The sequence below is a fragment of the Rhizobium sp. KNZ2-6A genome, from assembly GCF_056755475.1.
Genome location: NZ_JBNDIC010000004.1, coordinates 219020 through 238968, shown reverse-complemented (window position 1 = coordinate 238968; position 19949 = coordinate 219020). Strand labels below are relative to the sequence as shown.

Below are 19949 nucleotides of genomic sequence, written 5' to 3'. Positions count from 1 at the left end.
ACAGCAAAACGGCATCCATATTCAACGCGGCGGCAAGACCGGAAGCCTCCGGCCAGAAGGCCTCGTCGATATAGGCATATTGCAGGGATTCATCGTCGCAATGAAGATCGATCACCAGATCGGCGCCGAGCGCCATGTGGATCAGCTGACGCTTCAGCCGGTCGACTGCTGGATAGCGTTCCAGATTTTCGATGAGGAGATCGCGGTCGCGGACCGAAATCAGCGGGAAATCGCGGTTGAAATTGGTGCGTGAGCCCAGGTCGAAACGGCCCTGCATCTCGCCGAAATGCGATTGCGCCGCGCCGATCGGATTGGCATGCGGCACGACGATGATATCGCTCAAAATGGCGCCAGCCGCTTCCGCCTGCCGCAGGCGCTCGCAGAGGAAATGCGCCAAGGCTGTGCCCGGCAGCTCACCGGCATGCAGTGCCGCCTGAATATAGATTTTCGGCGCATCGGCCTTGCTGCCGGCAAAATGCAGAACCGGCAGCCGCCAGACGATCCCCGCAGTGTCGCCTTCGATGACGATTTCGGTGACATTCATGGGCGGGCCTCCTGCTGGCAATGATGTGAGACGCATACCAAGCCTTGACGGCAGACCGCAACCGTTTGTCGTCGCGCACCGAAATCAGATTGGGACGAACGGCGAAAATGGCGTCAGGGATCGCGATTCCCGCGCAGGCAGAAACTTAGGATCAGGCTGAGCAGGACCGCGCCGACCCCGAAGGAGAAGGGTGCGGCATAGCCGAGATGATCGGCAAAAAGGCCGGCGATCGGCCCGGTCGAGCCGAGCGACACATCGAGAAAGATCGAATAGAGCCCGAGCGCGACGCCACGGTTCTGCGGCGGGATGCGTTCCATGGCTTCGTTGCCGAGTGCCGGGAAGACGGGCGCGAAGCCGGCGCCGGCGAGAGCCGCGCCGATGATGGCAACGGTCGGGGAGGGCGCAAGCGCAAGCGTTGCCAGGCCGACGATCTCGATGACGAGTGAAATGCGGACCAGCGGCAGGCCACCGAAGCGGGCGACTGCCTGCGCAAGGCCCAGGCGTACGCCCATGAAGGCGAGGCCGAAGGCGCTGAGTGCGAACGAGGCGCCCTCCCAGTTGCGGCTATGGAAAAACAACGCGACGAAGGCCATGACGACGCCGAAGCCGCTGGAGGCGAGCGCAAGCGCGACGCCGTACGGCGCCACGCGGCTCAGGACCTGGCCGGTGCCGATGCCCTTTTCCTTCACGCCCGGAACAGGCGGACGCGTCTGTGCCAGCAAGAATCCGGCGACGGCGAGGATAATGGTGACGACGCCGATGGTGAAGAAACCGTATTGCCCCTGCAGCCAGGCGCCGAAGGGTGCGGCGAGCGCAATGCCGCCATAGGTGGCGATGCCGTTCCACGAGATGATGCGCACGGTTTCGCGCGATCCCATCAGGCCGATCGCCCAGGTGATTGCCGCGGTGCTCACTAAGCTTTCGCCGATGCCGAGCGCCAGCCGGCCGGTCAGCAGAAGGGCAAGGCTCGCCGTCGGAACATGGACCGTAAAGGTCGAGGCGATCGTCAGCGCGCCGGAAAGCCCGTAAGCGAGGAACCCGAGAAAGACCGAGCGGCGCGGCCCATATTGATCGCAGAGCCGCCCGACCTGCGCCCGGCTGACGATGGTCGCCACATATTGCGTGCTGACGGCGATGCCGGCCCAGACGACGCCGAAACCGAGCCCACTGTCGACATAGGTCGGCAGAACCGCGAGCGGAAGACCGATGGCGGCATAGCCGAAGAATGTCAGCGCGACGATCGAGAGGAGGGATAGGGTCGAGGTGGACCGGATGGTCTGGGAGGCAGTGTTCACGGGATATCGCCTGCGGACATCGGCAACGATGTCCATGCTGTTTGCCACGAAGGAACGGGGTTCGGTATCGGATAGCCATGACGGTGGCGGCCGGAGGGCCGTGCATCGCCACGGACAACCGGTATCAGGCAAAAGCGGGCGTGGTCAACGAATTGCTGCCTTGCAGCAAAAGCGATTGACGGGATGAATTGATTGTGCGTGCGAGCCGAAGCCGTCCATTGTGAAAGCGGGGCCGGTTTGCAGGCCCCGCTCGGAAGGCTTTACATCGTCAAGACGACACTGGCCGTCGTTCGTCCCGCCTCGAGGTCGGCATGGGCTCTCGCCGCATCCTTCAACTCGTATTCGGCGCCGATCGGGTTAACCAGTCCGGCCTGCAGCGCCGCCATCAGCGCGGTCGTGCCTTGGCGATAGAGCTCGGGATCATTGGCATAGGTCAATACGCTCGGGCGAGACAGGCCGATCGCGCGCGGAGCGGTCAGCTCCTCTATCTGGATCGGCGGAATGGGGCCGGCCGCCTGGCCGAGACTTGCGACCATTCCGAAAGGACGAACGGCGGCAAATGTCTGCGACAGCATGGTGCCGCCGATGCCATCGACGGCGAGATGCACGCCACGGCGATCGGCAATGCGGCGCGTTTCCACGACCCAATCCTCGGATGTGTGCAGGAGAACCACATCGGCTCCGGCCTCGTGGGCGAATTCTGCCTTGGCTTCGGAACCGACCGTTGCGATGACGTTCGCGCCAAGCCGCTTGGCAAGGCGTGTGACGAGCTGGCCGAGACCGCCCGCTCCCGCATGAACCAGCACCCATTCGCCCGCTTTCACGGGATAGACCTTTTGCAGCACCATATGTGCCGTCAGTCCGCGCAGCATGGTGCTGCCGGCGACACGCTCGCTGACGCCATCGGGCAATTTCACCAGCCGGGTGGCCGATAGCGTGCGCACCTCGGCATAGCTGCCGAGCGGATGACCGATATAGGCGACGTGGTCGCCCACGCTCAGCTCGTTGACGCCAGGGCCAAGGGCCTCGACGACGCCGGCGCCCTCGAAGCCGAGCACGCTCTGGCCTGGTGGCAGCGGATAGAGCCCTGAGCGGACATAGATGTCGACGAAGTTGACGCCGGAAATGCTTTGGCGGATCCGGACCTGGCCGGGACCCGGCTCGGTGGCGGGGAGATCAACGGCTTTCATGGCCTCGGGTCCGCCCGGGCCGGTAATGGTAATCGCTAGGGGCATGTGGGAAGTCTCCTTTCAGGAGATCTTTGACCATAAACAGCGACTTGAATAAATTCGGTATGAACTCACCGCTTCTGTGCAATAATGCACCGATGATCGATTGGCAGGATCTTCTTCACTTCGCCGCCCTGGCACGAACCGGCTCGCTTTCCGCGGCGGCGCGGGAGCTTGGCGTGGATCACGCAACGGTTGGCCGCCGCATTGCCGCGCTGGAGCGTTCGCTCGACCTGCGCCTGATCGACCGGCGGCCGCGCACCTCGCCGCTGACGGCCGACGGCCGCGCCATTGCCGAACTGGTGACGGGAATGGAGGAGAATGTCGAAGCGATCAGGCGCTATTCGAAGAGCGCCGTCGCCGGACTTTCCGCTGCGGTAAAGATCAGCGCGCCGCCGTCGATCGCCGCCCATCTTCTCGCTCCGAAAGCGGCTCTCTTCCGTGACGAGCATCCGGACATCACCTTGACGATTGCCGGCGTCACCCGCCGCGCTGCGCTCAACTACGGGGAGGCCGATATCGCCGTGCGCATGACGCGGCCGGAGGAGAGCGATCTCCTGGTTCGGCGTATCGGCGTCATTCGTTTCGGCCTCTATGCCATTCCGACCGTGGCGCAAAGGCCCGAGGCCGAGTGGGTCTTCATCGGCTACGATGCCGCAATGGAGCATCTGACGCAGCAGACCTGGCTCCGCAGCCTGCTGGATGGCCGCCCGATCGTGTTTCGCGCCACCGATGTTTTCGGCCAGCTGGAGGCAGCCCGCGCCGGGCTCGGCGTCGTGGCGCTCCCAACCTTTCTGGGTGATAGCGAAGCGGGGCTGACGCGCCTGCCGGTGGCGGTTCCGTCACCCACGCGGGACCTCTGGCTCGTCACCTATCCGGATCTGCGCCGCTCGCCGGCCATCCGCGCGGTGATGGATTTCGTCAGCGACATCATCGCTCGAAGCTGCCCTTTGTGCGGCGAGGCGGAGGCGGCCGCGTAAAGCCGGGTTCCGGCTTGTATTTTCCTGTTGCGGCCCGGAGGCGAATCTCTATCCATAGATAGGCAGGCCATAGACGGATGGGCCATACCTACGGTCGGTGATCGATGACGAAGCTGGGCAGTTGGTTCGTGATGGACAGGGCGGATCTCGTCGCGGGCATATCGGTTGCAGGCCTGATGCTGCCTGAAGCGGTCGCTTACGCGGGCATCGCCGGCTTGCCGCCGCATCGGGCCATTCTTGCCGGCATTGCCGGATGCCTGGTCTATGCCATATTCGGCCGTAGCCGCTTTGCCATCGTCTCCCCCACATCCTCGTCGGCCGCCATTCTCGCCGCAACATTGGCGGTGGTTCCGGGCGACGCCACCGTCAAGGCTGGCCTTGCCACGGTTGCCGTGGCGCTCGCCGGCATTCTGTTCGTCATTGCCGGCGCATTGCGCCTCGGTGGCATCACCGGCTTTATTTCACGGCCCGTGCTGCGCGGCTTCGCGCTGGGATTGGCAATCACCATCATTCTGCATCAGCTGCCGATCCTGGTCGGCGTGCCCGTGCAGGGTTCGAATATCCTCACCTATGCCGCGGCACTGTTCGGCGCGGTCCTGCAATGGAATCCGATCAGCGTTGCCATCGGCATCGTCGCCCTGGCGGCATTGCTGCTGCTGAAGCGGCTGCCGGGCGTTCCCGGCGCCTTCCTCGTGCTTGCCGCAGGCATCTTCGCCTCCTACCTGTTCGGCCTCGAAGGTCACGGTGTCAAGCTGGTCGGTGCAATCGAGATCCTGCCGCAATGGCCGTCGCTGCCGGATGCCGGCTGGGCTGGCTATTCGCGCCTGGCGCAGTTCACGGTACCTCTGGTTCTCATCCTTTTTGCCGAATCCTGGGGAACGATGCGGGCCTTGGCGCTGCGCTACGGCGAGACGCTGGAGGTCAATCGCGAGCTTGGCGCGCTGGGTGCCGCCAATATTGCCAGCGCCCTCGTCCAGGGCATGCCGGTCGGCGCGGGTTTTTCAGCCGGCTTCGCCAGCGAGGCGGCGGGAGCGAAGACGCGGGCGACCACCGTCTTTGCCGCGATCGGCCTTGCGATCCTGATCGCCTGTGCCGGGCCGCTCGTAGCACTTCTGCCCGAGCCGGTGCTGGCCGCCGTCGTGATCGCGGCCCTGACCCATGCGCTCGATCCGAGCCCGATCCTGCGTCTGCGACGCCTGCATCGCGATTTCTACGTGGCGATGGGCGCCGCTGTCGGCGTGCTGGCTTTCGGCGTCCTCAACGGCATGCTGCTGGCAATCGCACTCTCGCTCGCCGCCATGATGCATCGGCTGGCCTCGCCGCATGTCGCGCGTCTCGGCCGGCTGAACGACAGCCATGATTTCATCGATGTCGGCAGGCATGACGATGCCTCGGAGATACCGGGCATTGCCATCTGGCGCCCCGGCGAAACCCTGTTTTTCGGCAATGCCGAGACGATCTTCAGCGAGATATTATTGGGCAGCCGCGGTGAAACCGGATTGCGGGCTGTCATCCTCAGCCTGGAGGAGAGCTCCGATATCGACAGCACGGCGATGGACGCCCTGATGGAGTTCGACAGCGCCATGCAGCGCCGGGGTCTGCGCGTCCAGTTCGCCCGCGTACATGACCGCGTCCGCGATCTCATGACGGCCGCCGGTGTCGTGGACGTCGAGAACCGCTGCAGCTTCAGCGTCGATGACGCCGTGGCGGCGGTGGTGGCGTCTTCGGGAGCTGCTGAACCTGTTCTAAAACAGTAAACGCGGAATCTAGAACAGCGTCCAGTGCCAGACATGGCCGTGTTCGCCGTCGCCTTGAAAGCTGTTCACCAGCGTGAAGTTTTTAACCGGCCACGTGACCGGCTCCTCCAACCTCATTTCGGGAAGAATGCGGTCGCAATAGAACAGCGTCATATGGGGTTGGAATGACCTTGGTATGCCACTTTCAAAGCCCATACTTTGCATGCCAGCATCCAATTCCCGACGGAGTGTTGTTAGCCCTTCATTTTCTTCCCTGCACCAGAGGACATATTGACGTTTGTTGCCATTGCCGAACGTTCCCGCCCGATCGAATACCAAGGGAAACGATTTCAGGCAGATGGTTGATCCGGCCCCCAACGCAGCGAAGGTGGCTTCCTCTTGGGAGCGGGAGACAATATCGATAGGATAGATGGTGACATGATAGAGATCAGGCTTTCTTGGCGTGCGCGTGAGTCCGTTTCGCCGACTGTGGCCCACGGTCATTTCAGCGGCCAATTTAGCGATTTCCGGGTCCGGCAGCGCCGCAAAATAAAGAGCTTGTCCGCGCTTTGGCAGGCTTTTGCCTTTGCGCCTTATTGGCGATTTGCCGAGATCCAATGACATTTGGTCCGCGCGCTGCATGGCTTTGTTCAAAGCCGTCCGGGCTTTGTCTCCTCCTGTTTTTCGATATCGAAACCATAGTACTCCGCGGCCATGAGCGCAAGAACAAAACATGAACATTTGTGCCGATAGAACTTTTCGACCCGTAAGCTCTCAAAAAACGATCGAATAAAAGGGCGGCTTGATCCGTTCATTCCAGGTTCGGGCTTTCGTGCCCATTCTCACCACAAGGAATGACAGCCATGTTCACCAGACCAGTCTTCGCGGCCATTTTCCTCGCTCTCATCGGCCTTGGTATTGCTTCTTGCTCGACCTCAGGTGAGCGCAACTCCGGCGGCGGCATGACACTGAACGCCCCTCCGACCGGCGGCGGATATTGATACTCCGCCTGCGATTGTCTCACGGTGCTCCGCTGTCGCTAAAACGGTGGCAATTGCCGATCTTTGCAAGAATCGGGTTGAATTCGACGCTCGCGAGGACGATTTTCATGACAAGTGGAAACACAGGAGCTTTCGTCATGAATCAGACAAGGCAGAATTACCTGATCTTCGAAACCGCCGGCGGCTTTTGCGGCATCGCGTGGAGCGATGCCGGCGTGATCCGCTTTCAATTGCCTACGAAGGACGCGGCAGCAACGGAACGCTTGTTGCTGCGTCGCCTGTCGAACGCGCAGCCCGGCACGCCGACGCCGGAGGTTGCTGAAGTGGTCTCCAAGGTGAAGCGCTATTTCGCGGGCGAGGAAATCGACTTTTCGGGCGTCACGCTCGATCTCGGCGAACAGGATGCGTTTTTCAGGAGGATCTATGACGCCGCCCGACAGGTCGGTTGGGGTCATACCACCACCTATGGGACGCTCGCCAAGCAGCTTGGCGTGGGGCCGGAGGCCGCGCGCGATGTCGGCCAGGCCATGGCCAAGAACCCGGTGGCGCTGATCATTCCCTGCCATCGTGTTCTTGCGGCCGGCGGCAAGATCGGCGGCTTTTCGGCACCCGGCGGCTCGAATGCCAAGGCGCGCATGCTGGAGCTGGAAGGCGTTCAGCTCGCGCCACCGAAGCCGGTGCAGCAGTCGCTTGGGTTTTAGAGCAAATCCAGGAAAAGTGCTTAGCGTTTTCCGTCCGAAATTGCGGGAGAACAATAACGTATCCATGTCGTTCAAGCGGATCCGCTTGGGATCGCGATCCTCCCGGGCATCATGCCTCCTGTTCCAATGCTCTCTTCCGCCACAGAATGGCGAAGACAAGACCATGGTTGACGAGCAGCAATGGCACGTAAAGCGCAGGCACATAAATGCCGGCACCGAAGAGGCCGGGATTTCCGATCTTAGTTCCGCCCATGTAATAGGCGTTCAGAAGATCCAGGGTTCCCCAGATATTGAATATCCAGACAATCGGAACGGCGATCGGCCATCGCCAGGAAAGGGTCGCCATCGAGACAAGCGCGAGAGCAGCCGCGATGAAATCACCCCATGCGACCTGATGGGCGAAATCTGAGCTCAACTCCGGCGATACGAACCCGGATACCAGAAAGTTCATGCCGAAGAACCTGAACGCATGAAAAGCCGCGAGAAGTCTCAGGGCCTCATAGCGCGGCATGGCACGAACCGCAGGCCAGACATAGACGTAAGCCACTACCGAACTTGTCAGGAAGGCGCCGGCGACGCTGAGAACGAATGGAAGATTGACGTCCGGTGGCATGCGCGGATTCCCTTGTATTTGTTGGATATGTTTCGATATCTGCGGGTGCTCAGGGATTGGCCATGAGCAAGCGGAGCGGCCAAAGCGGGCCGATTGCGATGTATTCGTGGTCCATAAGATTTTGCCTGGCTAAGGGCAGACCCTCCATGATTGCCTGCGCCTCGGCGACATCCCTGGAATCCAGCAGGAAGATGGCTCCGCGACCGTCGCCCCGGGAATACCATTCGCGAATCTTTCCGCTGAGATAGAGCAGTATCGTCTGCTGGATTTCAGCGGGCATGACGGTCATGACTTGTTCGCGTGTGACGCCCTCTTTCACGGTAAGGATGATCATCACCCCGGTGGTTGCGGGTAAGATGGCTTGTGCCTGCGCAGGGGTTGGATGTGTCATGGAGGCGGCTCCTGTAAGAGTGGGTCAGGAAGACGCGACAGATCGTTTTCACGGTCTCGTTTCGGCGACGTCCTGATTGACAGCTCAAACATAAGTCCGCTTTTCACGAGCGACTATTCTCGATAATGTCGACGAGTTATGAAGCAGAACTTCACAGTCAGGCAGGGTGCGCTCGACGGCGTCGAAGCCTTCCTGAGTGTCGCCCAGCACCGCAGTTTTCGTAAAGCGGCAGCGGAGCTCGGGGTAACGCCATCGGCAATCAGCCAGGCGGTGCGGGCGCTCGAGGCGCGTATCGGCGCGGCACTTTTCATCCGCACGACGCGCAGTGTCAGCTTGAGCGAGGCCGGCGAGCGATTTCACGCACGCGCAAAGCCCGCTTTCGAGGAGCTTGTCGCCGCAAGCCATGGCGCGCGCGAGCTTGGGCAGCGGCCCGCCGGACTGCTGCGCCTCACGGTGCCGCAGGCGGTGGTGCCGATCCTGCTGGAGCCGCTGATCGCATCCTTTTGCCAGGCCTATCCCGAAATCGAGGTGGAGATCGCCGCAAGCGCGGACCTGGTCGATATCGCCGCCGAAGGGTTTGATGCCGGTGTCCGATTCGGGCAGTTCATCGCCGCGGACATGGTTGCGGTTCGGCTGACCCCGCCTTTCCCTCTCGTGGTCGTCGGCGGCCCCGAATATCTGCGTCGGCACGGAAGGCCCGAGCGTATCGGCGATCTGCGTCAGCATGCCTGCTTGCGCATGCGCCGCTCGAATGCGTCGATCGCGCCTTGGTCCTTTGTTGACAGCAACAAGTCGATCGAGGCGATCGTCTCGGGTCCGCTGATCACCCACGATTTCCCCACCATTCTGGGTGCGGCGGCGGAAGATATGGGGCTCGCGCAAGTGCCCGAACCGATCGCCGCCAACCTAATTAAAGCAGGCAAGCTCGTGCGTGTTCTGGAGCCATTTGCGCCCATGGCGCCGGGCATGTTTCTATATTACCCCAGCCGCCATCAAATGATGCCGAAATTGCGTGCCTTCGTCGACCACGTCAAGCGCCGCAAGCCTTAGGCTGCGTGCACCGAGAAAGGAAAATACCATGCAATTTCGGTGTCTTCCTGAATAGAAGGTAGCGCCGTTGCCCTCATTCCGCTCGGCTATTTGAATAGGTTCTAACGCTTTGTTATTACCTTGCTTTGGAACTAAAGGTCGTGCGAGATCGTTTATCTCTAACTTTGCTACGACGCTGACGTCGTTCCCGGCCGGCTGGGTAAGCGGCGTTTTTTAGGGACATCTCATCATGAAAATTTCGTCTGGATTTCGTTCAGTCGCGGTTGCCGCCATCGCCGCCGCAGGCATTGGCTTTGCCAGCGCCGCGCATGCCGATAGCGGCACGATCCGTTTTGCCGTCTACAAGGCGGCTTTCTTCGTCGGTGGCTCCGGAGGGGAGGGCACGCTGACCTTCCACGGCCGGCGCTATCCCGTCACGATCGGCGGCATTTCGGGCGGCCTCGCCTTCGGTGCCTCCAAGACCTATTTCAGCGGTACCGTGCGCCACATTCGCCGCGCCCAGGATGTCAGCGGCGTCTACGGTGCGGCGGGCGGCGGCGGCGCGGTCGGCAAGGGCGCCCAGATAATCGTCATGACCAATGACAAGGGCGCTGAGCTCGAACTCACAGGCCGGCAGGTCGGCCTGCAGGTCAACGCCGATATCAGCGGCATGAGCATCAGGGTGAAATAAGCGTCATTCTCTGGATAGGCCCGATTTGCTGAATTGGCGATCGGGCACGTCCGGGAGGGCCGTCAAGCGAGTGCCGTGCTGATGCAATGCCGGAGGTTCTGGCGCGGGGTCTGCGCGGACTAACTCGTCCTGACGGTCAGCTCGTTACCGCGTCCTGGATCGAACGACAGCGGCAGTGAGAGATAACCGTTCTGAGGATTGCGGACATAGTCGATGTAGCCACCCGCCTCCACGAACGCATTTTCGCCGATTATTATCGCGCCAGGTTTCAGATGAGGTTCCAGCAGCTTCAAGATCGGAAGATAGAGGGTGAAGGCGCCATCGAGCAACACCATGTCGATGTCGCCGCCGACGCTGGGCTTCAGCGTTTCCCGCGCATCGCCGATCCGAAACTCTACGAGGTCGGCTAGGCCGGCGGCCATGAGGTTCGCCTTTGCCCGCTCGGCCTTGCTGGGTTCAAGCTCGGTGCCGATCAGGGCACCGCCGCCCATGTCACGCAGCGCCGCCGCCATATAGATCGCGGAAATTCCCATCGAAGAACCAAATTCCACGATGCGCTTCGCTTTGCAGCTCCGTGCGGACATGTAGAGAAAGCGCCCGAACTCCGGGGAGACGCTAAGGAAATTATCGGCGTAGCCGTGATAAAGTCCCGCCAGATCCCTGGTCTCGGCCTCGGAAACCTCAACCCTCGCCTGTTCGACAGTGGTTGCGTTGCTCTCGAAGATCTGCATCAGCGGCGCATCCGCTGCGTCCGCTTCCCGATGAAGACGTTGGAGAACGTCCGCGATCGGACCATTGCTAAGTGAATCCATATTTCCAGCTCCTTTGAACGCGGCTCCGACGCATCGGGCGCTATGCGTCGGAGCCAGCATACGAAATCACCGCCTGACTGCATTCCGCAAACAAGACAATATATTGCGATTTCCGGTCAGACTCTGGGGGATGTGCGAAGATCGGGATCAGGAGGCGATACGCCGGTCCGCAAGATACCGGGCGGGCGGCTTGCCCAAGGTCTTGCGGAACATGGTGATGAAGGCACTGGCGCCTTCGTAGCCGAGATCAATCGCCACGGTCTGGACCGACACGCCCTGGTCGAGCCACTGCAGGGCAATGAGAATGTGCAGCTGCTGGCGCCATCTGCCGAAGCTCATGCCGGTTTCGCGTTTCAGGGCGCGGGTCAAGGTCCGCGGGGCGACGGCCATGCGCTGAGCCCACTCGTCGATCGTCGCGCGGTCGAAGGGATTGGTCATCATCGCGGCGGCGATCTTCCGCAGCTTCGCATCTACCGGCATCGGGAAATTCAGCTTCTCGACAGGCGCCAGTGACAGTTGGTCGAGCAGTACCGTGGCGATGCGGCCGTCAGCGCCGTCGACATCATACAGGACCGGCATCTCGGTAACATGCAGCAGTAAACGCTCCAGCAATGGCGAGATCGACAGCGTGCAGCAATGCCGGGGCAGCGCCGGCACCGCACCTGCTTCGACGTACAGGACATAGACCTCGACATTTCCGGTCATGGTCACGCTGTGCGAGACGTTGTCGGGGATCCACACCGCACAACGAGGCGGAACGATCCAGACGCCTTGATCGGCCTCGCATCTGACGACACCCCGCAAGGTCAGAATAAGCTCGGCTTTCCGATGCTTGTGCATGGCCAGCTCCATGCTCTTCGTGACCATGTAGCCGCCGACGGCAACGACCGCGCGTGGAACATCATCGGGAGCGAAATCGACACCATCGGCGAAGTCGAGGTCGTTTTCCTTGGCACGATAGAACGGCATGTCGAATAACCATCGATTCGAGGGAAGTTGGCTGGATTGGACAGTATCAGTCTGCGATTGCGATTTTCAATGAGGGCAGATCCGGGCACGCTGGGCGTCAGTCGCGCGATATGGACAGCCCAGTGAGAAGCGGCGCGTACGCGGCGAGCCTGCGGGATACGAACTCCGTGAAGAGCCGCACGCGCTTCGTCTTGCGTGCCTCCCCCTGTGTGAGAAGCCAGAGCGTTCCGTACATGTGCAGCTCGGTGCCCGGCACCCTCGCCAGCAGGGGATCGGCATCGCCGACGAAGCACGGCAGTGTCGTGATCCCGAGCCCTTGCCGTACGGCAGCGATTTGCGCCTCGCCGTCCGTGACCCTGAACGGAACCCCCGTGGTGCGGACCTCGCCCTCGTTGGCCCAATCCGGAATTCCATGAATGCTGATGACGATCCACCGGATGGGGTCAGGCGCGCCCGCGCGCCATGCGGCTAGTCGATCGCGGGACATGTAGACGGCGCCGAACAGCTCCGGCCCCTTCAGGCCGTGAAGATTGAGCGGCAGGGTTTTGCGGTCGTAGACGACGCGGATCGCCACGTCGGCCTCGCGGTTGGTCAGATTTGCCAGCTCGCCGGACGACAGGATTTCCATCTCGATGTCCGGATGCAGACGCGCGAAATCGGCGAAGTCCGGCATGAGCAGGTGTGTCGCGAGGGGCGGAGCCAATGTCACCCGCAGAAGCCCGCGCACGCTCTGGTCGCGCCCGAAGACGCGCGTCTCCAGCTGATGCGACGACACCTCCATCTGCTCCGCGAGTTCTCGTACCTCTTCACCCGCGGCCGTCACGCGGTAGCCAGAAGGCAGTTTTTCGAACATCTGCGCCCCGAGGCGTGCCTCGAGTTGGGCGACGCGCCGCAGCACGGTCGAATGGTTCACATCGAGCGCCTCGGCCGCCGCCCGCAATGAGCCTTCGCGCGCAACTGCAAGAAAGTAGCGAATGTCATCCCAGTCGATCATGGTGCAATCCGGCACCGCGCGGTGCGCTTCCCAAAGCCCGTATCTAATGCATCGTACGGCAATATGGGCGGTCATCATAGCTTTTGTCGACAAGCGGGGCCCAATTCCGAACGGGCAGCCACCGACCATCGCGGCCGGCGTCAGTCGTCCAGCCGGATTGATTTTGCACCACCGATGTGCGCGCTTCCGCACTCAACAACTAACACCGGCGGACCCATTTCGAGGGCCTCGGAGGCAGATGCCGTCCCGACACCACGAAAGGAGAAGTCATGGGAAAGCTTGAAGGTAAGGTTGCAGTCATCACGGGTGGATCGAGCGGCATGGCGCTGGCGAGCGCCAAGCGGTTCGTTGAAGAAGGCGCCTATGTTTTCATCACGGGCCGAAGGCAGGAGACGCTGGACGAGGCAGTCAGGCTGATCGGCCGGAACGTGACCGGCGTGCGCGGCGACGCGGCCAATCTCGACGACCTCGACCGCCTGTTCGATACGGTCAAGCGGGAAAAGGGTAAGATCGACGTCCTCTATGCGAGCGCCGGCACGGGCGAAGCCGTCCCACTGGGCGAGATTACCGAGCAGCATTTCGATGCGACCTTCGGCCTGAATACGCGCGGTACGCTGTTCACGGTGCAAAAGGCGTTGCCACTGTTCAACGATGGCGGATCGATCTTCATGACCGGATCAGTTGCGTCGCTGAAAGGTTTTCCTGGTTACAGCGTGTATGCGGCAAGCAAGGCTGCGCTGCACGCATTCGCACGCGGGTGGCTCAACGAACTGAAGGGCAGGAATATCCGGGTGAACGTGTTGCACCCGGGGCCGATCGCCACGCCGATGCAGGACCAAGTTCTCACCGAGGAAGCGAAACAGATGTTCGAATCCCTGATCCCGCGGGGAAAGATGGGGCGTCCCGAGGAAATTGCGACGGCCGCGCTGTTTCTTGCTTCAGACGATTCGAGCTTCGTGAATGGGCTGGAGTTGTCTGTCGACGGCGGCTTCTCGGCCATCTGAAATCGCGCCTGATCGCGGGAAGCGGCTGACCGTCCGGCCGCGCGGAAGTCGTTCACGACTGGAGTTCTACGCAAAGATCCCCACACAGCGAAACTGATAACCCAGCGCCGTTGAAGGCCGGGGAATCGATACCAACACGGAATGGAGACGCATTATGAGCTACGCAATTGTAGGATTCGGTAAGATAGGCCAGGCCCTCGCCCACGCCTTCGCCCGTAAAAACATCGACGTGACCGTCGCGAGCCGCCGTCCGCCCGAGGCGTTGGCGCCGCAGGCTCGGGCGATCGGACCCACGGTCGTCGCAAAGTCTCTGCGGGAAGCACTCGAGGCCGACACAATCATCTTGGCGGTCCCGTTCGGGGAGCATCGCGAGGTCGCGAAGGCCCTGCCGAGCTGGGAAGGCAAGACGGTCATCGACGCGACGAACGCGTTTCCTGTCCCTGAGGAGTTGAACGGTCTCCCGTCCTCCGCCTTCGTCGCGAAAGCGTTCACCGGCGCTAAGTTCGTGAAAGGTTTCAATCACCTGATTGCGGCCACCCTGGCTGCCGATCCGGTCGTCGAGGGCGGCCACCGGGTCGTCTTTCTGTCGAGCGACGACGAGGACGCGATCGTTCCCGTGGCGGCCCTGGCCAAACAACTCGGGTTCGCACCCGTCACGCTGGGAAAGCTCAACGAAGGTGGCGTGCTGGTGCACGCACGCGGTCGCACTTGGGGCCAGCTCATCTTCCAGGATTTGTTCAAGAAGGAAGCTTGAGCGATGTACGACAAGGTCATCTGGCCGGAGCGCTACGATCCAAAGATATCTGCCATCTACGCGCTCAACGACATCGACGTGAAAGCGCCGCCGGAAGTGGTCTGGAAGCTGCTGGTCGACGCCGAGAACTGGTCGAGCTATTTCCCCCCCGAGGATCAGGTGAAGATCCTGTCGGGCGGGCCTGAGCTGGCGCTCGGAACGCGATACCACCGCGTCACGGTCGGCTTTCCCATGAGCTTGGTGGTGACGGAGTGCGAGCCGTTCCACAGGCTTGCATGGTCGACCACCGTGGATGGCGACGACAGCGGGTCCAGCGCTTACCACGGCTGGGTCATCACCCCGACGGAGGGCGGCTGCCACGTTCTGACGGAAGAGACGCAGCAAGGCCCCTGGTTCCTCGAGATGATCGGCCGCCAGCACCCTGGCGCGCTCTACCGATACCACCAGCAGTGGGTCGAGGACCTGGCCCGTGCCGCAGGGCAGCTTGCGACCATGAGAACAGGAGACAGGGTATGATCATCGATCTCAAGGGCCGCAGGGCTATCGTGACCGGCTCGACCGCCGGAATCGGCCGCGCCACCGCCGAAGGGCTCGCGCGCGCCGGCGCCTCCGTCATCGTCAACGGCCGCGGCACGGAGCGGGTCCAAGAGGCTGTGCGGACGATGCGATCGGACTTCCCTGACGTGGATATCTCGGGGATCGCCGCCGATCTCTCGACCGCGAACGGTGCGGAAGAGTTCTTCGCTCAGGCCGCGGATGCCGACATTCTCGTCAACAATCTCGGCACCGCGGTGCTGAGGGAATTCGGCGACACCACCGACGAGGATTGGGAGCAAATCTTCCAGATCAACTTCATGAGCGGCGTCCGCATGACGCGGCATTACCTTCCCAAGATGGTAACCCGCGGCTGGGGCCGCGTGGTTTTCGTCAGCAGCGAGTCCGCCCTGAACATACCCAAGGAGATGATCGACTACGGTACCACCAAGACCGCCCAGCTGGCGCTTGCGCGGGGGCTCGCCGAATCCGTGGCCGGCACGGGCGTCACCGTCAACGCGGTTCTGCCCGGTCCGACGCGATCGGAGATCCTCGGCAACTGGATGGCCTCACAAGCGAAAGAAAGAGGCATTTCGCAGGAAGAGGCGGAGCAGGCGTTCCTGCAGTCGGTCCGGCCCACAACGCTGATCCAACGGTTCGCCACGACCGACGAAGTCGCCAACATGATCGTCTATGTGTGCTCGGAACAGGCATCGGCCACCACCGGCGCAGCCCTGCGCGTCGATGGTGGCGTGGTCCGCTATTTCGCGTAGTGGCTGGCCCCTGTAAGCTCATGCAAGCAGAGCGGCGGCCATCCCCGCATCATCCCCGGGGAGCGCCTTGATGCTGGCGACCATAACGAGTGACGGCTGGGTCGGCGGGCTCAGCGGCGGACGCGGTAGCGGATGTGCGTGGCCTCGGGTGTATCGATCATCCGAACGATCTCCAACTCGACGCGCGATGGTAAGACTTCGAACATTCGGCGGCCACGTCCGAACAAGACTGGAACCTGGTGTATTTGCAGTTCGTCGAGTACGCCCGCTTCCAGCGCCCGTTGGGCCGTATACGCGCCAAGCACCAACACGTCCCGGTCCCCGGCGGCGGTCTTCGCCTGCGCCATTGCGCTCGCGATCCCATCGCTCACGTATTTGACCAACGGATAATTCGCGACGGATGGCCCGGGCGGCCTGTGACTGGGTACGAAGATCGCGACACCGTGATTGTCACCGCCCCAGTGATCGACCTGCTCCACGGTTCGCCGACCCGCCAGAATCGCACCTGGCGCGTTCCATTCGTCCCACAATTGTCCGACCGGTCCGGTCGGTCGGGAAAAATCCCCGTACCACTCGTGCAACCGCACAAAGTCGTCGCCGCCGGGATTGCCCACTTCATCGTTGGGCCCCGCGATATATCCGTCCAGTGACATGGACATGAAGAGCACTGATGCAGACACTTTTATCTCCTGTGGTCTTTTTTCCAAACTGGGGCGGTGGGAATTCGCTCTGGCGGACGGTCTTGATGTTCCCAAGGACGCTCGAGCGACGCTGACGCCGACATCCCGAATACTTATTTTGGGTACTGCCCTATCTCGCAAGGGGCCGAACCATGCTCGATCCGACTGGTTCGGAATCTGTGCTCTCAAACCAGCATCGACTGCTGGGCGGAGATACCCGCCGTCGCGCCGAGCGCTATTGCCGTGGTGACGGAGGCCATGGCTGGGTTTGCAAGATCGCCGGCGGCGTAGATGCCGGGCGTGCTGGTTTCGCGGCGCTCGTCGACCTTGAGGGCGACGCCGAGGGGAGTATTGACCGTGGCGAGGCCCAATGATTCATGCAGGCTCGCGGACGGCTTGTTGCGCGGATGCGCGAACAGGATGTCGACCGCGACATTGGGGACGGTATCGAGATAGACGGTGGCGTTATGGCCCCCGTGACGGGCGATCTCGATGATCCGGCCATCGACGACGGGTATGTTGCGACGCGCCAGATCGGCCCGGATATCGGGTGTAATGTCGTGACCATCGGCGAAGACCGTCAACGTGTCGGTCCAATCGTGGTACAGCCTGACATAAGTGTGCGACTGCGGGCCGGACCAGACGAGGCCCCAATGCTGGCCGGCGACTTCAAAGCCATCGCAATAGGGGCAGGGCACGATGGACGTGCCCCAGCTTTCGGCAAAGCCCGGAACATCAGGCATTTGGTCGGCAACGCCATAGCTCAGGATCAGGCGGCGCGCCCCAAGGCTTTCGCCATCGCCAGTGAGGACGGAGAAATTGTCGATGGCGCCGGAGATGCTGTCAGCCTGGGCATTGACCAGCTTGACCGTGGGATAGCGCGCCAGTTGCTGTCGCGCCTCGGCCAGGATGTCCAGCGGTGGCTTGTGATCGTGGCCGAGCAGACCATGCGAGTGGCCGGCGAAGCGATTGCGCGGCAGGCCGGTATCGAGAACTGTGACCTTGCGTCGGGCGCGGCCGAGCTGCAGCGCGGCGGCGAGACCGGCAAAGCTGCCGCCGATGATGATGACGTCATCCATGATGATAAGCTCCGTGTTGTGGATGAAGGGGTTTGGGCTGAGCCCGGCGCGTAAGGCAGGTTGAAACCTCTTGCACATTTCAGATACTACATGGTATCGTAATTCAAGAATAAGGATACTGTCAAGTACTGGAATTGTCGTGACCAAAAATAGCCAGGGCCGGCGCGGCCGGCCCGCCAACGAGGCGCTTGGCCAAACGATTGCCGAAGCGGCCTGCGAACTCTTTGTGGAATTGGGTTTTCAAGCGACGACATTGGACAAGGTCGCCCAGCGAGCGAAGATATCCAAGCTCAGCATCTATCGACACTTCGAGAACAAGGAGGCGCTGTTCAGCGCGGCCATCGCGGCCCACTGCCATCAGTTTGCACCACAGGCTCTTATTGAAGGCGTCGACGGTTCGGCCGAAGATCAGCTCATGGCGGTGGGATCATCCCTGCTTCGCACGCTGTTGAGCCCGGACGTCCGCAGTGTCGAAGCCATGATCATGGCCGACAAGACGAATGAAAAGTCGTTAAGCAAGCTCCATTACGAAGCCGGCCCCGCCTATGTCATCGCCCAAATCGAGGCCCTGTTGCGTCAGTTGCACGCGAAGGCGGTTCTGAACGTGCCCGATCCTCTCCGGTCAGCCCGCTTGTTTGCCGCGCTGATCAAAGGATCCGATCTCCTGATGATTGCACGCTTCGATCAGGCGAGAGCAGAGGACGACAACGAAATCGAATCCTATTGCCGATCGGCCGTCGCCATGTTCATTGCCGCGCACGGTGGCAACGACTACGCGGGCGGATAGCCCCCAGCAACTCTCTCGGAAACAGCACGAAGTTCATTTTCGTATTCGACGAGGGTCTTCTACACCCAGCGCAAAATTGAACTTCACTCCCACTCGATTGTTTATGGGTATCATAACCAATTGATTTTCCACGTCAAAAAATTTTCCTCGGACGGCATGCCGTCAGGCGCACCGTCAAAAAATAGCGCTTTTGAAAACATTGGATTTTTTCGCCCAACGGCTAGAATCGCGGTTTCGCCATCTATCGGCGAGCACGGGCGTTGTGCCGATCAGAGCACCGATCCAACGCGCATCGGCGAAAGTACGCCGCGCCACGCCGAAAACAACTCCGCCCCCAAAATTATACCGTCATCTCGACCGAACGCCAGGCTACAGCACGTGGCCTGGGAGAAGCGATGATAACGAGCTATATTTCGCTCGTACTATCGCATCCCAAGCCGTCTCAGTTGGGAAAACCTCGCTCAAGAAATTGATAAATGCCTTGACGTTAGGGCTTGCCCGGCGGCTTTCGGGCCACAATGCGGTGATCGTGGAGCGCGGCGCGATATAGTCCTGGAGAAGCGGGACAAGCTTCCCCCTCTCGACGTAACTCGCGGCGACGAAGTTGGGCGAAATTCCAATACCGCCCCCAGCGGCCAGGATCGCCGCGACTGCGTCGCTGACGTCTGTAATGATGGCTGCATCGGGCAAAATGTCGAAGGTGCGATCGCCTTGCGCGAAAGACCAGCGCAGGGCCTTCCCCGAGCTTTGGAAACGGAAATTCACGCAATCATGGCCGTCGAGATCGCCGGGACTCCGCGGTATTCCGCGCCGCGCCAGATAATCTGGAGATGCGAACGCGCAGATATTATGCGGAGCCAGTGATCGCGAGATCAGGCGGGAGTCGGCGAGATCTCCAACGCGGATGGCTACGTCGATGCCTTCCTCGATCAAATCGGCGAAGCGGTCACCCAGCCTCAGATCGATCCAAAGCTTTGGATGGCGCGCCCGGAAGCGCGGCAGAGCCGGCGCCAAAATATGCACCCCAATAGGCAGGGGTGCAGTGACCTTCAGGACGCCGGCGGGCTCGGACCGGGCAGCGAGCGCGGCTTGCTCGATTGCTTCCGCCTCGCGCAGCAGGCGAAGAGCGCGTTCGTGAAGGTCCCGTCCTTCCGGCGTGAGGGTTAACGAGCGGGTCGTCCGGCTGAACAGGCGCACGCCGAGGTGATGCTCCAGGCGTTGCACGCTCTTACTGATCGCAGAGGGCGAGACGCCCAAAGCCCGCGCCGCCGCAGTGTAGCTGCCCACCGAGCCGGCACGCGCGAAGGCAATCAGGCCGGTGAGGCGGTCAAGATTAATTTGTTCCATGGTGGA

At 61.6% G+C, this 19949-nt stretch carries 23 protein-coding genes; 11 read left to right on the top strand and 12 right to left on the bottom strand.

Annotation, left to right across the window (positions count from 1 at the left end; all coding sequences use genetic code 11):
* The 3 genes from ACPYOP_RS05190 to ACPYOP_RS05180 all read right to left on the bottom strand — a co-directional run.
* The coding region (locus ACPYOP_RS05190; protein WP_481409312.1) for a M14 family zinc carboxypeptidase at nucleotides 1–544 on the bottom strand (544 nt) is incomplete at its 3' end.
* Nucleotides 545–657: 113 nt separating this feature from the next.
* A complete protein-coding gene (locus ACPYOP_RS05185) occupies nucleotides 658–1839 on the bottom strand; it encodes an MFS transporter (protein WP_481409311.1) in 1182 nt (393 codons plus the stop codon).
* Nucleotides 1840–2099: 260 nt separating this feature from the next.
* Complete coding sequence (locus tag ACPYOP_RS05180) at nucleotides 2100–3074, bottom strand: quinone oxidoreductase family protein (protein WP_481409310.1); 975 nt, start codon at nucleotides 3072–3074, stop codon at nucleotides 2100–2102.
* Between the two features lie 59 nt (nucleotides 3075–3133).
* Here ACPYOP_RS05180 and ACPYOP_RS05175 point away from each other — a divergent pair, with 59 nt between their 5' ends.
* Both ACPYOP_RS05175 and ACPYOP_RS05170 read left to right on the top strand, forming a co-directional pair.
* Nucleotides 3134–4048, top strand: coding sequence for a LysR family transcriptional regulator (locus ACPYOP_RS05175; protein WP_481409309.1), 915 nt, complete (start codon nucleotides 3134–3136; stop codon nucleotides 4046–4048).
* Nucleotides 4049–4152: 104 nt separating this feature from the next.
* Complete coding sequence (locus tag ACPYOP_RS05170; RefSeq protein WP_481409308.1) at nucleotides 4153–5805, top strand: SulP family inorganic anion transporter; 1653 nt, start codon at nucleotides 4153–4155, stop codon at nucleotides 5803–5805.
* Between the two features lie 9 nt (nucleotides 5806–5814).
* Here ACPYOP_RS05170 and ACPYOP_RS05165 read toward each other — a convergent pair whose 3' ends face one another.
* Entirely contained in the window at nucleotides 5815–6426 is a 612-nt protein-coding gene (locus ACPYOP_RS05165) for a 2'-5' RNA ligase family protein (RefSeq protein WP_481409307.1), read from the bottom strand.
* Nucleotides 6427–6647: 221 nt separating this feature from the next.
* Here ACPYOP_RS05165 and ACPYOP_RS05160 point away from each other — a divergent pair, with 221 nt between their 5' ends.
* The gene (locus ACPYOP_RS05160; RefSeq protein ID WP_481409306.1) at nucleotides 6648–6785 is read left to right on the top strand and encodes a hypothetical protein; all 138 of its coding nucleotides are present in this window, start codon (nucleotides 6648–6650) and stop codon (nucleotides 6783–6785) included.
* 137 nt (nucleotides 6786–6922) lie between these two features.
* Nucleotides 6923–7486 carry a methylated-DNA--[protein]-cysteine S-methyltransferase gene (locus ACPYOP_RS05155; protein ID WP_481409305.1) on the top strand — a complete coding sequence of 188 codons (564 nt, stop codon included), beginning with the start codon at nucleotides 6923–6925 and terminating at the stop codon, nucleotides 7484–7486.
* A gap of 109 nt (nucleotides 7487–7595) precedes the next feature.
* Here ACPYOP_RS05155 and ACPYOP_RS05150 read toward each other — a convergent pair whose 3' ends face one another.
* Both ACPYOP_RS05150 and ACPYOP_RS05145 read right to left on the bottom strand, forming a co-directional pair.
* Entirely contained in the window at nucleotides 7596–8099 is a 504-nt protein-coding gene (locus tag ACPYOP_RS05150) for a hypothetical protein (RefSeq protein ID WP_481409304.1), read from the bottom strand.
* Between the two features lie 49 nt (nucleotides 8100–8148).
* Nucleotides 8149–8490, bottom strand: a complete 342-nt coding sequence (locus ACPYOP_RS05145) for a hypothetical protein (protein ID WP_481409303.1) — start codon at nucleotides 8488–8490, stop codon at nucleotides 8149–8151.
* 138 nt (nucleotides 8491–8628) lie between these two features.
* On the opposite strand from ACPYOP_RS05145, the gene ACPYOP_RS05140 reads away from it, so the two are divergent.
* Together ACPYOP_RS05140 and ACPYOP_RS05135 are read left to right on the top strand one after the other, a co-directional pair.
* Nucleotides 8629–9540, top strand: a complete 912-nt coding sequence (locus ACPYOP_RS05140) for a LysR family transcriptional regulator (protein ID WP_481409302.1) — start codon at nucleotides 8629–8631, stop codon at nucleotides 9538–9540.
* Nucleotides 9541–9769: 229 nt separating this feature from the next.
* Entirely contained in the window at nucleotides 9770–10210 is a 441-nt protein-coding gene (locus tag ACPYOP_RS05135; protein WP_481409301.1) for a hypothetical protein, read from the top strand.
* 119 nt (nucleotides 10211–10329) lie between these two features.
* On the opposite strand, the gene ACPYOP_RS05130 is transcribed toward ACPYOP_RS05135, so the two are convergent.
* The 3 genes from ACPYOP_RS05130 to ACPYOP_RS05120 form a co-directional block, all read right to left on the bottom strand.
* The gene (locus tag ACPYOP_RS05130) at nucleotides 10330–11022 is read right to left on the bottom strand and encodes an O-methyltransferase (RefSeq protein WP_481409300.1); all 693 of its coding nucleotides are present in this window, start codon (nucleotides 11020–11022) and stop codon (nucleotides 10330–10332) included.
* Nucleotides 11023–11169: 147 nt separating this feature from the next.
* Nucleotides 11170–11991, bottom strand: a complete 822-nt coding sequence (locus ACPYOP_RS05125) for an AraC family transcriptional regulator (RefSeq protein ID WP_481409299.1) — start codon at nucleotides 11989–11991, stop codon at nucleotides 11170–11172.
* A gap of 97 nt (nucleotides 11992–12088) precedes the next feature.
* Nucleotides 12089–12985: a LysR family transcriptional regulator gene (locus tag ACPYOP_RS05120; RefSeq protein ID WP_481409298.1), complete on the bottom strand. Its 897-nt coding sequence runs from the start codon at nucleotides 12983–12985 to the stop codon at nucleotides 12089–12091.
* A gap of 269 nt (nucleotides 12986–13254) precedes the next feature.
* Here ACPYOP_RS05120 and ACPYOP_RS05115 point away from each other — a divergent pair, with 269 nt between their 5' ends.
* From ACPYOP_RS05115 to ACPYOP_RS05100, 4 genes are all read left to right on the top strand, one after another.
* Complete coding sequence (locus ACPYOP_RS05115; protein ID WP_481409297.1) at nucleotides 13255–13989, top strand: SDR family NAD(P)-dependent oxidoreductase; 735 nt, start codon at nucleotides 13255–13257, stop codon at nucleotides 13987–13989.
* A gap of 154 nt (nucleotides 13990–14143) precedes the next feature.
* Nucleotides 14144–14743, top strand: a complete 600-nt coding sequence (locus tag ACPYOP_RS05110) for an NADPH-dependent F420 reductase (protein WP_481409296.1) — start codon at nucleotides 14144–14146, stop codon at nucleotides 14741–14743.
* A 3-nt stretch (nucleotides 14744–14746) separates the two neighbouring features.
* Nucleotides 14747–15259, top strand: coding sequence for an SRPBCC domain-containing protein (locus tag ACPYOP_RS05105; protein WP_481409295.1), 513 nt, complete (start codon nucleotides 14747–14749; stop codon nucleotides 15257–15259).
* Nucleotides 15256–16050: an SDR family NAD(P)-dependent oxidoreductase gene (locus ACPYOP_RS05100; RefSeq protein ID WP_481409294.1), complete on the top strand. Its 795-nt coding sequence runs from the start codon at nucleotides 15256–15258 to the stop codon at nucleotides 16048–16050. The genes ACPYOP_RS05105 and ACPYOP_RS05100 overlap by 4 nt, the downstream gene beginning before the upstream one ends.
* A gap of 110 nt (nucleotides 16051–16160) precedes the next feature.
* Here ACPYOP_RS05100 and ACPYOP_RS05095 read toward each other — a convergent pair whose 3' ends face one another.
* Both ACPYOP_RS05095 and ACPYOP_RS05090 read right to left on the bottom strand, forming a co-directional pair.
* A complete protein-coding gene (locus ACPYOP_RS05095; RefSeq protein WP_481409326.1) occupies nucleotides 16161–16718 on the bottom strand; it encodes a dihydrofolate reductase family protein in 558 nt (185 codons plus the stop codon).
* A 197-nt stretch (nucleotides 16719–16915) separates the two neighbouring features.
* Nucleotides 16916–17809 carry an NAD(P)/FAD-dependent oxidoreductase gene (locus tag ACPYOP_RS05090; RefSeq protein WP_481409293.1) on the bottom strand — a complete coding sequence of 298 codons (894 nt, stop codon included), beginning with the start codon at nucleotides 17807–17809 and terminating at the stop codon, nucleotides 16916–16918.
* A 139-nt stretch (nucleotides 17810–17948) separates the two neighbouring features.
* On the opposite strand from ACPYOP_RS05090, the gene ACPYOP_RS05085 reads away from it, so the two are divergent.
* Nucleotides 17949–18596, top strand: coding sequence for a TetR/AcrR family transcriptional regulator (locus ACPYOP_RS05085; RefSeq protein WP_481409325.1), 648 nt, complete (start codon nucleotides 17949–17951; stop codon nucleotides 18594–18596).
* A gap of 369 nt (nucleotides 18597–18965) precedes the next feature.
* Here ACPYOP_RS05085 and ACPYOP_RS05080 read toward each other — a convergent pair whose 3' ends face one another.
* The gene (locus tag ACPYOP_RS05080) at nucleotides 18966–19943 is read right to left on the bottom strand and encodes a LysR family transcriptional regulator (protein WP_481409324.1); all 978 of its coding nucleotides are present in this window, start codon (nucleotides 19941–19943) and stop codon (nucleotides 18966–18968) included.
* Nucleotides 19944–19949: the final 6 nt, after the last annotated feature.